Raw genomic sequence first — 13,757 nt, forward strand, 5'->3', positions numbered from 1 at the left:
GTAGTCAGGAGCACGGGCCGGTTGCTTCCCTCTGAACGGTACTTCTCGGGATACCGTCTCTTCCTGGCGCCGGACTTGCTTGGATGGTCCGGCGCGGCCCCCGGGGCGTACCGGGGGCGTGTTCACCTGGATGTGGAGGTCATACGTGACGCGTGAAAACCTGATGAAGTGGACGATGGTGGTGGGGCTGCTCGGGGGCAGCCTGGCGTTGGCCGCGCCGCCGGCGAAGCCCGCGCCGACGAAGGAGATGCTCGAGAAGGCGAAGACGTCCTTCGGCCGCAACTGCGCCGCCTGCCACGGCGAGAAGGGTGATGCCTCCAGTCAGATGGCCGCGGTCCTGGTGCCCAAGCCGCGCAACTTCCTCACCGAGACCTTCAAGAAGGGCAACAAGCCCGAGGAGATCTTCCAGACGCTCGCCACGGGCATCCCGGGCTCGACGATGGTGGCCTTCACGCAGCTTCCGGAGGACGAGCGCTGGGCGCTGTCGTACTACGTGCTCGAGCTGCAGAAGCCGGGCTCCGTGCTGGGCGGCGGCAAGCCCAAGGGCGGCAAAGGCAAGAAGTAGGGCTCACGCCGTGGGGCGGCCAGTGGCGCGAGGCCCCTGGCCATTGCCCCTCGGGGTGGCTTGTCAGCGGCTCTCTTCGCGGAAGCTCCATGCCCAGCGCTTCTTCCGCGAAGCGGGCCATGCGTTCGATGAGCTGCTTCATGTCGTCCTGGACACTGCGCCCGCCCATGTTGGCCGCGGCCTCCAGCTTCTCGTTGCAGCGGAGATCCAGGCAGAGGTTCACGCCCACCCGGCGCTTGGAATCCACATCCGTGGTGAGCAGGCCGATCTGATCCGCCGAGCCATGGGCTCGGCACCAGTCACACACCCGGGCCGTCAGGGTCTTGTCTCCCTGCTGATCGCGGCGGAACGCGATGCCCGTGGGCTTCTTCGCGCCCGGAGCGGTGAACACGAGGAAGACGCGAACGCCGTAGGGATCCACCCACGCGAGGTAGTCGCGGACGAAGAGGGGGAGCTGGATGCCCTTGGGCAGCTCGACGTGCTTGCGATCCCGCGAGCGGAACGCGCCCAGAAGCTCTTTCTCGGTCTCGATTCGGAACATGATCTGCTCTCCCCCCGGCACCGGCCCCATTACCAGATCGCGCGATGAGCGGTCCAGATTGCACTGCCGTCACCTGGGCCTGTTGCACCCGGGCGTGTGGATGGGTGTGCGCCTACTTCCAGAGGGTTGTATTCCGCCCCCCCTCCTTGCTTTCCTGGGAGGAGACATGTCGCGCACGAACCTCTCCAACACGGGCCGTTACGTCGTCATCTACCTCGCTTCCCTGAGCATCTTCAGCGCGCTCTCCCCGTACATCATCCCGAAAGCGCTCTACGATCAGTTCATGGTGATGCTCTACGGGAGCGACATCGCGACCGGGATGATCCCCAAGCAGTTCGAGTGGCCCATCCAGAACATGATCCACCGGCTGGGCGGCACCCTCTACATGGTGTTGGGCGTGTTGCAGTTCAGCAAGACGTTCCGGGCCCGCCGCCCGCGGGTGCATCGCTGGGCGGGCCGGGTCTTCGTGCTCCTGAGCTTCGCCGCCGCCATCTCGGGGATGACCATGGCGTACACGCACGGCATGGCCGGGACCGTCGAGCTGGTGCCGAGCGTCGTCTTCGGTGCGCTGATGATCCTCGCCACGGCCAGGGCGTACCAGTTCGCGCGCAAGCGTGACTTCGCCCAGCACCGCGAGTGGATGATCCGCAGCTTCTCCATCGGCCTGGGCATCGCGACGATTCGCATCCTGTACATGCTGGGGATCGCCACCACGTCGCTGACCCCGACCCAGCTCATCGGCGTGACCTTCTGGTCGGGCTGGCTCGTGACCATGGCGGCCGGGGAGTGGTGGATCCGCCAGACGCGCCCGGTGCGGCGGCCCGAAGCCGAGGCCCAGCCCGCCTCACTGCAGGGAGCCTGAGACGGAGCCAGCGGCTCCCCCGTCACTTCAGCAGTGGAGCCAGCGCGGGCCAGACATGGTCACGCAGCTTGGGCTGCACGGCGGCGACGGGGTGGATGTTGTCGGCCTGGTAGGCGTCGCGGTCCAGCGCGATGGGCTCCAGCAGGAACGGGAGCAGGGGCACCTGGTGTGCCTCGGCCACCGCCCGGTAGTTGGCCGTGAAGCCTTCCGTGTAGGCCTTCCCCAGGTTGGGCGGCATGCGCATGCCCACCAGCAGCACCCGGGCGCCCGCGGCTTTGGCCGCGCTCACCATCTTCTCCAGGTTGGCCCGGGTCAGCTTGAGAGGCAGGCCCCGCAGGCCGTCGTTGCCTCCCAGGGCGATGACCACCACCGCCGGCCGGTTGCGCGCGAGCTCTCCTGCTATCCGCGAGGCCCCTCCCGCGGTGGTCTCCCCACTGACGCTGGCGTTGACCATCCGCCATCCAGGCGTCTGCCTGGCCATGCGCTCGGCCGTCAGCGCCACCCAGCCCTCCTCGGGCGCGAGCCCGTAGGCGGCGGACAACGAGTCCCCCATCACCAACACTGTCCGCGCGGGCTCGGCGGCCCGCGCCGGGGTGCAAAGCCCCACGGCCAGTGTCAGCACCAGGTAGCCGAGCACACCGGAGGTCCGGGCGTGCTGCCTCATGTATTCTTGGCTCATTCGCTGAAACTCCCCGGGGCCGCCGTTACAAGCCTGCTCCGCGAGCAGACAATCCCCTGACGAAGAACCAATATGCCCCACAACATCGCGATGCACACCAAAGTCCAGCCCGACCCGCAGCGGTTGGCCCTCCAGGTGTCGGAACTGGGCAAGCGCGTGTCCCTGCCGTCCGGACCGCTCACCATCCTCGACGGAGTGGGCTTCTCCATCTCCCATGGCGACACCGTGGCCATCGTCGGCGCCTCCGGCTCGGGAAAGAGCACGCTGCTGTCGTTGATGGCCGGGCTGGACACGCCCAGCTCCGGGAGCGTGCTGCTGGACGGCGAGCCGCTGTCCTCCCTGGACGAGGACGGCCGGGCACGCGTGCGCGGTGAGAAGGTCGGCTTCGTCTTCCAGAGCTTCCAGTTGCTGCCCTCGCTGACGGCGCTGGAGAACGTGATGCTCCCGCTCGAGCTGCGCGGAGACGCGGACGCGGAGAGTCCCGCCCGGGCCATTCTCGGCAAGGTGGGGCTGGGGGAGCGGCTCGGCCACTACCCGCGCCAGCTCTCGGGAGGAGAGCAGCAGCGCGTCGCCCTGGCGCGCGCCTTCGTCACCCGGCCGTCGGTGCTCTTCGCCGACGAGCCCACCGGCAACCTGGACACGAACACCGGCCAGTCCATCGTCGAGCTGCTGTTCTCGCTCAACGCGGAGGCGGGGACCACGCTGGTGCTCGTCACCCATGACGAGCACCTCGCGGCGCGATGCGGGCGGCGGCTGCGGCTCGACAGCGGCCGTCTGGTGCCGGAGCAGAGGCAGACGTCATGAGGCTGCTCAAGATGGCCTGGCGCCAGTTGCGCCGTGACTTCGCCGCGGGCGAGCTCCGCATCCTCCTGGGCGCCCTGGTGCTCGCGGTGTTGGCGGTGACGGCCATTGGCTTCGTCACGGACCGCGCCGAGCGCGCGCTCGCCCTGGAGGCCAACCGGCTGCTCGGCGGTGATGCGGTGGTGATCGGCGACACTCCGCTCGGCGGGGTGGTGAGCGAGGCCGCGGGGGCGCCCGGGCTGAAACGCACCGAGACGCGGGAGCTGACCAGCATGGTCCGGGTCGGCGACGCGGACGATGAGCGGCTCAAGTTCGGAGATCTCCGGGCGCTCGGAGAGGGCTTTCCCCTGCGAGGCCGCTTCCGCATCGTGGAGGCGGTGGACGGCCCCGAGCACGACGCCACGGGCATCCCCGAGCCGGGCAGCGTGTGGATGAGCCGCGCGGGCGCGGACGCGATGGATGCCCGGTTGGGGGACATGATCGGCGTTGGCGAGTCGCAACTGCGGCTCACCGCGCTGGTGGTGCAGGAGCCGGACGCGGCGCTCGACTACTTCAACATCGCGCCCCGGGTGTTCCTCAACCTCGCGGACCTGCCCGCGACGGGGCTGGTGCAGGAGGGCAGCCGGATTCGCTACCGGCTGGTGGTGGCCGGAGAGCCGGACGCGGTGGAGCGCTTCGTGCGCACCGCGCGCGAGGGGCTCGTGCGGGGCCAGCGCCTGGAGACGGTGAAGGATGCGCGTCCGGAGATGCGCTCGGCGCTGGACCGGGCCGATCGCTTCTTGAGCCTGGCGGCGTTGGTGTCGGTGGTGCTGGCGGCGGTGGCGGTGGCCATGGCCGCGCGGCGGCACAGCGAGCGGCACCTGTCGAGCACCGCGGTGATGCGGTGTCTGGGCGCGAGCCAGCGCACGCTGGTGGGCACCCATGGTGGCGAGCTGCTCATCCTCGGGCTCATCGCCGAGCTCCATCGGCGTGCTGCTCGCCTTCGTGATGCAGTGGCTGGTGGGCAACTGGCTCTCCGAGGCGCTGAAGCTGTCCATCCCGGCGGCCGGCTGGGTGCCCGCGGTGCAGGGGTATGGGGTGGGCATGGTGGTGCTGCTGACCTTCGGTGCGCCGCCCATCCTCGCGCTGCGCCGGGTGCCCGCGCTGCGTGTGTTGCGGAGGGATCTCGACCGCACCGAGCCGAGCTCCTGGCTGGTGGGGGCCGCGGGCGTGGCGGGGCTGGCCGCGCTGCTGTGGTGGAAGGCGGGCTCGGCGGCGCTGGCGTCGTGGATGCTCCTGGGCATCATCGCCACGCTGGGCGTGCTGGCCGCACTGGCGTGGGGGCTCATCGCCCTCGTGCGGCGGCTTCGCTCGCGGCTGCGCGGGAGCCTGCGCTACGGGCTGGCCAATGTGAGCCGGCGCGCGGCCACCAGCGTCGCGCAGGTGTCGGCGCTCGGCCTGGGGCTGATGGCGCTGTTGCTGCTCACCTTCGTGCGCACGGACCTGCTCGACCGCTGGCAGGTGTCGCTCGCGAAGGAGGCGCCCAACCGCTTCATCGTCAACGTGCAGGACGACCAGATAGAGCCGGTGCGTGCGTTCATGGCCGAGCAGGGGGTGCCCGCGCCGGACCTCTTCCCCATGGTGCGCGGCCGTCTGGTGGCGCACAACGGCGAGCCGGTGAAGGCGGCACCCGCAGCGGAGGCCGCCACCACCGAGGAGGAGCGTCGCGGGCAGCGGCGCCTGGACCGCGAGTACAACCTCTCCACCGCCGAGACGCTTCGCGACGACAACCGCGTCACGGCGGGTACTTTCTGGGGCCCGCGGCGCCCGGAGAAGCCGGAGCTGTCGGTGGAGGAGGGCTTCGCCGCCGCGATGCGCTGGAAGCTGGGGGACCGGGTGGCCTTCGACATCGCGGGCCAGCGGCTCGAGGGCACCGTCACCAGCCTGCGCAAGGTGGAGTGGGAGAGCTTCCGGCCGAACTTCATCGTGCTTGTCTCGCCGGGCGCACTCACGGGCTACGCGGCCAGCTACATCACCGCGGTGCACGTGCCCCCCGGGCGCACGCGCTTCACCGCGGAGCTGGTGTCCCGCTTCCCCAACCTCTCGGTGGTGGATGTGGACGCGCTGCTCGCGCAGGTGCGCAGCACCGCGGACCAGGTCTCCACCGTGGTGGAAGTGGTGTTCTACTTCTCGCTGCTCGCGGGCCTGTTGGTGCTGATGGCGGCGGTCAGCGCCAGTCAGGACGAGCGGCTGCTGGAGGGCGGGGTGATGCGGGTGCTGGGCGGCAGCCGCCGGCAGTTGCGGCTCGCGCAGGCCTCGGAGTTCGCGGCCATTGGCCTGTTGTCGGGCCTCACCGCGGCGTGCGCCGCCTCCGTCCTGGCCGGGGTCATCGCCACGCAGGTGTTCGGACTGCCGTGGCAGACGGACTGGCGGCTGGGCGTGGTGGGGGGCGGGCTGGGAATGCTGGCGGCGGTGAGCGCGGGCATGTTCGCCACCCGGCGCGTGCTGGACGCGCCGCCCTCGGTGACGCTGCGGGAGTTGCAGGGCTGAGCGGGGCCCCGCTCCTCACGCGGGCTGCAGGAAGCGTCCGTCCACGAGGTGCTCGATGACCTCGTGGGCGGAGTCCGGATCGAGCCTCGCCTTCGCCCCCAGTTGCGCCACCGCCTGGGCGACCGTCGTCGGGCGGTCGAAGGCGGCCAGGGTGGTGAGGAGGATCTTCCCGTCCTCGCCCTGATCCAGCGTCGGGTCGGTGAACCGTCGCGGGTTGAGCAAAGGGGCACAGTACAGCTCGGTTCCGTTCACCGACCGGACGACGGTCACCTGTTCCTGCGCCACCTTGGCGGGGACGCGGTGATGTCCCAACCAATCTCCGAGCTTGAACCGCTGCGTCGAGGGGGCGGTGTTCAACAGGCGCGTGCATCCGTTGATGGCGACCCTGCGCTTCTTGTCCCGGTGCGCACTCGCGAGGCCATCCACGTGCTCCGACGTGCGCTGCACCGCCTTCTCGAGCGCCGCGTCGCGGAAGCGCAGCATCGGCACCGACGACACATCGCCGGGCTCGCGTTGCTCGAAATACTCGAGGAACTCCGTGAACGTCCGCGCTTCGCTCACCATGTCGAACCGCGCGGGGTGCTCGGTGGCGAGCGCCCCGGGTTGCGCTTCCAGCCGCTGGTAACCCAGCCCACAGCCGAGCCGGAGCAAGCGCTCCGCCAGGCGGACTTCCTCGTCGAGCGTGGCGGCGCTGGCGAAGGGAAGGCCCGCGATGCCAGAGACCTCGATGTCCAGGTGCTTGTAGCGGCGGCAGCCGTCGATGATCTCGAACAACTGCTGGTCCGAGGCACATGGCTTGAGCAGGCCCCGGCGCATCTGCTCGTGCCGCTGCTGTTCCGAGAAGCAGCCGATGTCGAGCACCATGTGGACGTGCTCGAAGGCCTGGGCGAGGGCTTCGATGAGCCCCATCCGGGGCACGCCCCACAGGAAATACATGCAGGAGTGGTGGGAGAGATCGACCCCCGCCCAGGTGCTCTGCAGGAACTCCGCCGAGCTTCCCGAGAAGTCGTAGCGGAGCTGCCACGTCCGGGGGGAGATCTCCTGGTGGTCGCGGCGCACACTCTCCTCGGAGCGCAGGAACGGCTTCGCGCGTCCGAAGGCGGCCTTCTGGTTGCCGCGGGCCCCACCGCAATAGAGGCAGTTCTCGCCACACCCCTTGCCGGGCGCGACCCACCCCGAGAAGGAGTGACGATCCTGGTGGCTCAGGAAGATGTCGTCGAAGTGCGAATAGTAGATGTCTTCACTGTTCGTGGCGCCTTGCACGTACTCCAGGGGCAACCGCCGCGGGGTGCCGTCCGGAGTCCGGGTGACGCAGTTGGGCGGGGAGGGCTCGCCCTGGCAGAGCGCCAGCAGCGGCCGCTCGCCATCGCCCAGGACGATGTGATCGATGCAGTCGAACGCGTCCAGCTCCCGCCACCAGTACGACGCGGTGTTACCGCCCACGACGATCTGGATGCTGGGGTCGATCTTCCGCAGCGTCCGGGCCATGAGCAGCGCGCGGTGGACGTGGTGGAACCATTTGAGGCTGATGCCCACGAGCCGGGGGCGCACACGGGCTACCAGGGCTTCGAGCGAGCGCCTCATCTCTTTCTCGGTCTCGTCCCCGTCGTAGAGCCGGACGAAGGCCTCGATCCCGCCGCGCCGCAGGTAGCTCGCGAGGTAGAGGATCCCGCAGGTGGCCTCGCCGGTTCCGGCGCCGAGAAGGAGGACTGGGGAGAGGGCACGACGGCCATGCATGAAGCGAAACCCGACCTTTCGAAGCTCTTGAGTATAAACGGTCCCGCACAGTGGATGGATGCTGGGAAGGAGGCGGCCCGGCTGGCGTGCGCCCCCCCGCCACCCACCTCTGGACGTCAGCTCGCGGCCGGCTTCGTGGGCGCCTGCTCCTCACGGCGCAGCCGCGCGTCGAGCACGAACGTCCCGAAGGGCACCAGCGACGCGATGAAGGCCCCCAGGATGCGCACGAGCGGCCAGCGGTGCACCACGGCCACCTCCGCGAGGAGCAGGAGGTAGAGGACGAACAGCATCCCGTGCGCCCAGCCGACCACCTTCACGCCCAGGGGCATGCCGGCGAGGTACTTCAGCGGCATCGCGATGAAGAGGAGCAGGACGAAGGAGAGGCCCTCGAGTTGGGCGATGGCGCGGAAGCGGCTGACGGGGGTGGTCTTCGGCATGAGGATCTCGTTCTTCTCACGCCACCTCGCCATGCGTCCAGGTGGACTGTTCTTCATGGTCTGGGTGGCGAGCCCCGTGTCTTTGCTCCAGTGAGGACGTGGCCTACGGTCCCCCACATCCTCGAAGCAAGGAGCTCTCTTCATGCGGTTCATGCAGTGGCGGAAATCCTTTCTCACGTTGGCGATTGCCGGCGTCCTGTCCTCCTGCCGCGATGGGAATGGGGGCGGTGACCCCCATCCACCGCCGGCCCCCGAGCCGGAGGCCTACAGGGTGACGGTCAGTACCGCGGCGGGCCGGGCCGACAGCCGTCTGGCCTGCTTCAAGGGCAACGGTGAGACCGAGTGTGGTCTGCGGCTGTACCAGATCATGGTCGAGTCCTTCGTCGATGGCGACAGCACCGCGGATTACAACACCGGCTATGGCACCAGCCCCCACAAGGGGGACCTGCAGGGGATCATCAACAGCCTCGACTACATCCAGTCGACCGGCGTCAACGCCATCTGGCTCACCCCCATCTTCAACAGCGTGCGCGTGGCCGGTCAGAACGACTGGGCCGATCGCCTCGATGCCACGGGCTACTTCGCCTCGGACTACTTCAACGTCGACCCCCATTTCGGCACCAACGACAAGCTCAAGGAGCTGGTGGCCGCGGCCCATGCCCGGGGACTGTATGTGTTCCTGGATGGCGTGTTCGGCCACTACAAGATCAATGCCCAGGACTACGCCTCGCCGATGGGCCGCACGCTTTCCACCACCGGTCAGTCCCAGGGGGATACCGGCCGGGCGGCGGTCTATCCGGACGATCTCGAGTTCTTCAAGGAGGTCGCCGCGCATTGGGTGACCGAGTACAAGATCGATGGGTGGCGGCTGGATCAGGCCTATCAGGTGCCGGTGGAGTACTGGGACGACCTGCGCACCGCCGTCGCCACGGCCGCGGCCAGCGCGAGCTACACCAACAGCGCCGGTCAGACGGTCCATCCGCTGGGCTACATGGTGGGGGAGATCTGGCGGAGCGCGGGTGAGATCGCCAGCCAGGGTTATGGCACCGCCGCCAGCCCGGGGCTGCTCTCCGTGTTCGATTTCCCCGTGCGCTACAGCCTGGTGCAGACCCTCGCCGTCGAGGAGAGCGGCAATGGCAATCGTGCGGCGAGCAACCTCCAGGCCGGTTATCAGAACCACCTGGCGTACCCCGCCCATGCCATGCCGAACCTGATGCTGACCAACCACGATCTGGTCCGCTTCGGCGATCTCCTCCAGCGGGGGGCTCTGGCGGAGCCCTCGGACGACGCCTGGTGGGCGCGGCACAAGGCCGCCTTCAGCTTCATGGCCGCGTACAGCGGTCCCATCACCCTCTACTACGGGGACGAGATCGGCCAGGAGCTGCCGGGTTTCGCGGCTCGTGACAGCAGCTCGAGCTGCGCCGTCAATGGCCGCTGCGATGACCATGTCTCCCGCACCTCCGCCATCGTGCAGGGCGTTCCGTCCACGGTGGGCGGCACTCCCGCGGTGCTCTCGGCGGAACAGGCCAGCCTGAAGAACCACGTGGCCTCGCTGATGGCGCTGCGCGACGCCCACCCGGCCCTGGCCAATGGCAGCCGCACGCACATCTTCTCGGATGCCAATGTCTACATCGATCGCAAGGACAAGGGGACCGACAACGTCCTGTACGTGTTGAACACCAAGGCCACCCCGGCGGTGCTCACCGTGGCCGGAACGGCCATTGGCAGTGACGGGGCGCTCGCCAGTCTGTTGGATGGGACCAAGGTGGCGATCTCGGGTGGCAACTACGAGATCGCCCTGAAGCCGTTCGAGGCGCGGTTCTTCGACATCGCTTCGCCCACGGCCGAGGGCCCGCGGACCGGCGAGGGGAGTGGCCTCTCCGGGGAAGGACCGCTGGCGGACTGCGGCACTCCGGCCGTCGAGGGCCTCGGCCCCCTCGGCAAGGAGATCTTCATCCGGGGCAGCTATGCCGGCGGGAACAACTTCGGCGCGACCCCGGCCAACCGCCGCTTCGCCTACAAGGGCAACAATCTCTATCAGGTGGTGGTCAATGAACCGGCGCCCACTGCCTATAACTTCAAGTTCGCCAGCGCGGATTGGTCGAGGGAGTTCGCGGTCCAGGGCTCGGCTCCGGTGGTGATCGCCACCGAGCAGCCCCTGGCGGTCGCCGCGGGCAATGGCACCGAGTCCTCCATCGCCATTCCGGAAGCCGGCGACTACGTGTTCAGCTTCCGCATCAACGCCTCCAACACCGGCGGCGAGCTGATGGTGAGCAAGTGCGAATGACGCACGGCCGATGAGCCGGACAGGGAGAGGGTGACTCCGGAGCCCGTGGGTCCCGTCAAAGACAGACGGTGTCCCGACGGGCTCCGGTAGCTGTTATGGGTTTCTACGCCAGCCGGCTCATCTGTTCACCGCCCAACATCACAGCAATCGAGGAAGTCCTGGTTTTTCGGGTAATCGTTGCGAAACGTTATCTCCCGTGCAAACTGCTCCGCATCCACACCGCCTCTTTCCCCCCACTTGTGGAGCAGTCATGCCTCTGAACAACCGGAAGCTCCTCGTCGGCGCGGCGCTCGCCGCGGCGGCCGTCGTGTCCACAGCCGTCTACGCGCAGGTCCCCCCGGACCACGCCATCAACGTCTGCCAGAGCGCGAGCTTCTACGCGGGCTACAACAGCGCGAGCGGCCCCTACGGCTTCAAGCGGACCCTGTATTACGGCGACAAGGTCGGTCACACCCGTGGCGCGCACCCCGTCTACAACGGCTGGGCGGCCTCCTTCGACTACGGCCCGAATGACTGGGGTTACATGCGTTACGAATGCCTCGGTGGCTGGGGCTCCTGGTAGTCCGGCTCCCCCCTCGCTGACTCCAATCCCTCTCATTCCCTCGAGGACATGACCATGCGCCTGAATCGCACCGCTCTCGTTGCCGCCACGCTGCTCGTCGCGGGTGTCGCCGCCGCCGCCATTGGCCCCTACGCTCGCGCCCGCATGGGTGTGCGCCAGTCCGTCTGCGCGCAGAGTCTGTACCTGCGCACCGCCCCCAACGATGGGCCCTGGTCCGGGACGCTCGTGTACGGCGAGACCTTCACGCCGGAGTCCCGCAATGGCGACTACGTGTATGGCTTCGCCTACGGCCAGCTCAACCGCAAGGGCTGGGTGCAGGACGGCTGGTTCTGCAACTGAGCGAGCCGATGAGAAGGATCTGGCTCCTGGCGCTGCTCTCGGTGGTGGCGTGTTCCGAGAAGCAGGCGCAGGCCCCTGGGCCAGCGCAGCCCAGTGGGGCGGGGCAGGCGCAGGCGCTCAAGTCCGAGCCCGCCCTCGCGAACAAGGACGAGGCGTGCCCCGGCGGGACGGTGAGGGGGTGCTGGGATGCGGCCATGGAGGCCGAGATGAAGGGCGACGTCGCGCGTGCGACCGGGTTGTTCACCCGGGTGTGTGACGCGGGCGGCGCCCGGGCGTGCAACGTGCTGGGCATCCTCACGTCCAAGGAGGGTGCGGACCCGGCGCGCGTCTATTCGCTCTTCATGCGCGGGTGTGACGGCGGGGACATGTCCGGCTGCTACAACGCGGCCATGTGCCACAAGACGGGCGGGTGCGCCGCGAAGAACGACGCCGAGGCCACGAAGCTCCTCCGGCGCGCGTGCGATGGCGGCGACCCGGATGCCTGCGCGCACCTGGGTGGCCGCTGAAGGCCATGGAAACCCGCTAGCGGCCGTCCCGGGCCGTGGGTCCAGGGCCAGGCTCCCTTCCGAGTCCCTCCCGCTTCAGCAGTCCTCCGATCACCGCCGCCCCGATGGCGATGAGGGCTCCCGCGGTGAAGGGCGCGCTGGAGCCGAGGGCCTTGTAGAGCGCGCCGCTGGCCACCGGGCCCACGGTGCGGGCGAGGCCTCCCGAGGACTGTGCCAGTCCGAGCGTCAGGCCCAGCAGGGAGGGATTCGCCGCCTGGGAGGCCAGGCTCGAGAGCAGGGGCTGGGTGAGGCCGAGCCCCATGCCGACCAGGACCACGGCGCCGACCAGGGGGAGGGGTTGGGCCGCGACGCTCACGCCCAGCATGCCAGCGGCGAGCAGCAGCGTCCCGAGGATGAGCAGGCGCACCTCGCCCACCGCTTTGGACAGCGGGCCGATGAGGCCGCCCTGGATGACGAGCCCCAAGCCCCCCACCAGGGCGAAGGTGTAACCCACCTCCTTCTCGCTCCAGCCGACGCGCTCCTGGGCGAGCAGCGCGAAGGCCACCTGGAGCGTCGTCATCGAGAGGAAGACGAAGAAGTAGAGCAGCAGCATGAGCTTCAGCGCACGCTGCCGGGGGGAGCTGTGGAACACACTCAGCCGCGACGGCTGCTTCGCCGAGGTGGTGCGGGGGGCGGGGACATGGGTCTCGGGCATGGCCAGCAGCACGCCGAGCGCGCCGAGAAGGGCGAGCGCGCCGGCCGCCAGCGGGGGGACCCACGCGCCCCACTGCGAGAGCTGGCCGCCAATCATGGGCCCCATCACGAGCCCCAGTCCGATGCCGGCCCCGAGCCGCCCCATGGACTGCGCGCGGCGCTCGGGCGGGGTGACGTCCGCGAGGGTGGCCTGGCACGCCGAGAGGTTGCCCGCGGTGGCGCCCGCCAGGATGCGCGAGAGGAAGAGCAGCGGCAGCAGGTGGTGGTAGCTGGCCAGGGAGAAGAGGCCCATGGCCACCGCGTTGGCCGCGAGGCTGAGCAGGATGATGGGCCGGCGGCCGTAGCGGTCCGAGAACCTCCCCAGCAGGGGCGTGGCCAGGAGCTGCGTGAAGGAGAAGCTGCCGAGCAGCACGCCAACCGTGAGCTCCGAGCCTCCCATCGACTGGACGTAGAAGGGCAGGAGCGGAATGACGATGCCGAAACCCACCAGGTCGAGGAACACCGTCACGAAGACGAGTGCCTCGATCCGGCGGAGCATCCGTGGTTCTGGGACCATAGGGCCCCTCCCATACCGGGGAGTCGGGCGCTCTGCCACCTTCCAGGGGGGCGGACGGACGTGAGCCGTCTCCGGGTTGATGGCACCATGGGGGACATGACTCGCAAGATGATGCTGCTGTGGGTGTCCCTCGCGCTCGCCGCCTGCGCCCGCTCCACCTCGTCCCAGCGCTTGGGCGAGGCCCCGGGCACGGCCTTCAAGTCCTCCCTGTCCGTGTTGCTCGAGCACCGCGCCGAGCTGGCCCTCACCGCCGAGCAGGTGGACCGGTTCGAGAAGATGGACTTCAACCTCCACGAGAAGAACATCGGGCTCCAGCATGAACTGGAGGTCCTCCAGGCCCAGAGCAAGAAGGACAACCGTCCCTGGCACGGGGGCTACATGGGCGGCGGGACGCATGACGCCCACGGAGGAAAGGGCACCACCACCAACGGGCCTCCGGACGCGGACAAGGAGCGCCTCGTGCGGCGGGAGCGGCTCGAGCGCATCGAGTCCACGCTGCGCCAGATGCAGGACAACGACACGCGGTCCTACATGGAAGCGGAGAATGTGCTGAGCGACGCGCAGAAGCCCCGGGCCCGCGAGCTCTTCTCCCAGGAGCGCGAGAAGTTGCTCAAGCAGCTCGAGGCCCTCCACTTCCGGCAGCGCAAGGGCGACTACTGAGGC

At 69.0% G+C, this 13,757-nt stretch carries 15 protein-coding genes; 9 read left to right on the forward strand and 6 right to left on the reverse strand.

What is annotated here, in order from left to right; all coding sequences use genetic code 11:
- The first annotated feature begins 145 nt into the window (after positions 1–145).
- Positions 146–565, forward strand: coding sequence for a c-type cytochrome (locus ACN28I_RS03510; RefSeq protein ID WP_420940743.1), 420 nt, complete (start codon positions 146–148; stop codon positions 563–565).
- Here ACN28I_RS03510 and ACN28I_RS03515 read toward each other — a convergent pair.
- Complete coding sequence (locus ACN28I_RS03515; RefSeq protein ID WP_420940744.1) at positions 450–1,136, reverse strand: FBP domain-containing protein; 687 nt, start codon at positions 1,134–1,136, stop codon at positions 450–452. The two genes, ACN28I_RS03510 and ACN28I_RS03515, sit on opposite strands and share 116 nt — an antisense overlap.
- A 136-nt stretch (positions 1,137–1,272) precedes the next feature.
- Between ACN28I_RS03515 and ACN28I_RS03520 the strand changes: the two genes are divergently transcribed.
- Positions 1,273–1,968 (forward strand): DUF2306 domain-containing protein, encoded by a 696-nt coding sequence (locus tag ACN28I_RS03520; protein ID WP_420940745.1) that lies wholly within the window; start codon positions 1,273–1,275, stop codon positions 1,966–1,968.
- Positions 1,969–1,990: 22 nt separating this feature from the next.
- Here ACN28I_RS03520 and ACN28I_RS03525 read toward each other — a convergent pair whose 3' ends face one another.
- Complete coding sequence (locus ACN28I_RS03525) at positions 1,991–2,647, reverse strand: arylesterase (RefSeq protein WP_420940746.1); 657 nt, start codon at positions 2,645–2,647, stop codon at positions 1,991–1,993.
- Positions 2,648–2,719: 72 nt separating this feature from the next.
- Here ACN28I_RS03525 and ACN28I_RS03530 point away from each other — a divergent pair, with 72 nt between their 5' ends.
- A complete protein-coding gene (locus ACN28I_RS03530; protein WP_420940747.1) occupies positions 2,720–3,451 on the forward strand; it encodes an ABC transporter ATP-binding protein in 732 nt (243 codons plus the stop codon).
- Positions 3,452–4,079: 628 nt separating this feature from the next.
- On the opposite strand, the gene ACN28I_RS03535 is transcribed toward ACN28I_RS03530, so the two are convergent.
- The gene (locus ACN28I_RS03535) at positions 4,080–4,388 is read right to left on the reverse strand and encodes a hypothetical protein (protein ID WP_420940748.1); all 309 of its coding nucleotides are present in this window, start codon (positions 4,386–4,388) and stop codon (positions 4,080–4,082) included.
- Here ACN28I_RS03535 and ACN28I_RS03540 point away from each other — a divergent pair.
- Positions 4,370–5,977 carry an ABC transporter permease gene (locus tag ACN28I_RS03540; RefSeq protein WP_420940749.1) on the forward strand — a complete coding sequence of 536 codons (1,608 nt, stop codon included), beginning with the start codon at positions 4,370–4,372 and terminating at the stop codon, positions 5,975–5,977. The two genes, ACN28I_RS03535 and ACN28I_RS03540, sit on opposite strands and share 19 nt — an antisense overlap.
- Before the next feature lie 15 nt (positions 5,978–5,992).
- Here the strand turns inward: ACN28I_RS03540 and ACN28I_RS03545 are convergent, their stop codons facing one another.
- Positions 5,993–7,714: a B12-binding domain-containing radical SAM protein gene (locus tag ACN28I_RS03545; RefSeq protein ID WP_420940750.1), complete on the reverse strand. Its 1,722-nt coding sequence runs from the start codon at positions 7,712–7,714 to the stop codon at positions 5,993–5,995.
- A 116-nt stretch (positions 7,715–7,830) separates the two neighbouring features.
- Positions 7,831–8,151: a DUF3817 domain-containing protein gene (locus ACN28I_RS03550; protein WP_420940751.1), complete on the reverse strand. Its 321-nt coding sequence runs from the start codon at positions 8,149–8,151 to the stop codon at positions 7,831–7,833.
- 271 nt (positions 8,152–8,422) lie between these two features.
- Between ACN28I_RS03550 and ACN28I_RS03555 the strand changes: the two genes are divergently transcribed.
- The 4 genes from ACN28I_RS03555 to ACN28I_RS03570 all read left to right on the forward strand — a co-directional run bounded on the left by ACN28I_RS03555 (position 8,423) and on the right by ACN28I_RS03570 (position 11,845).
- Entirely contained in the window at positions 8,423–10,438 is a 2,016-nt protein-coding gene (locus ACN28I_RS03555) for an alpha-amylase family glycosyl hydrolase (protein ID WP_420940752.1), read from the forward strand.
- Positions 10,439–10,688: 250 nt separating this feature from the next.
- Positions 10,689–11,000: a hypothetical protein gene (locus ACN28I_RS03560; protein ID WP_420940753.1), complete on the forward strand. Its 312-nt coding sequence runs from the start codon at positions 10,689–10,691 to the stop codon at positions 10,998–11,000.
- 54 nt (positions 11,001–11,054) lie between these two features.
- Positions 11,055–11,339 carry a hypothetical protein gene (locus tag ACN28I_RS03565; protein ID WP_420940754.1) on the forward strand — a complete coding sequence of 95 codons (285 nt, stop codon included), beginning with the start codon at positions 11,055–11,057 and terminating at the stop codon, positions 11,337–11,339.
- A gap of 8 nt (positions 11,340–11,347) precedes the next feature.
- Positions 11,348–11,845 (forward strand): tetratricopeptide repeat protein, encoded by a 498-nt coding sequence (locus ACN28I_RS03570; RefSeq protein ID WP_420940755.1) that lies wholly within the window; start codon positions 11,348–11,350, stop codon positions 11,843–11,845.
- Between the two features lie 16 nt (positions 11,846–11,861).
- Here the strand turns inward: ACN28I_RS03570 and ACN28I_RS03575 are convergent, their stop codons facing one another.
- The gene (locus ACN28I_RS03575) at positions 11,862–13,076 is read right to left on the reverse strand and encodes an MFS transporter (protein WP_420940756.1); all 1,215 of its coding nucleotides are present in this window, start codon (positions 13,074–13,076) and stop codon (positions 11,862–11,864) included.
- 114 nt (positions 13,077–13,190) lie between these two features.
- Here ACN28I_RS03575 and ACN28I_RS03580 point away from each other — a divergent pair, with 114 nt between their 5' ends.
- Positions 13,191–13,754, forward strand: a complete 564-nt coding sequence (locus tag ACN28I_RS03580; protein WP_420940757.1) for a hypothetical protein — start codon at positions 13,191–13,193, stop codon at positions 13,752–13,754.
- The last annotated feature ends 3 nt before the right edge of the window (positions 13,755–13,757 follow it).

It is taken from the genome of Archangium gephyra, assembly GCF_049060025.1.
Lineage (GTDB): Bacteria > Myxococcota > Myxococcia > Myxococcales > Myxococcaceae > Archangium > Archangium gephyra_A.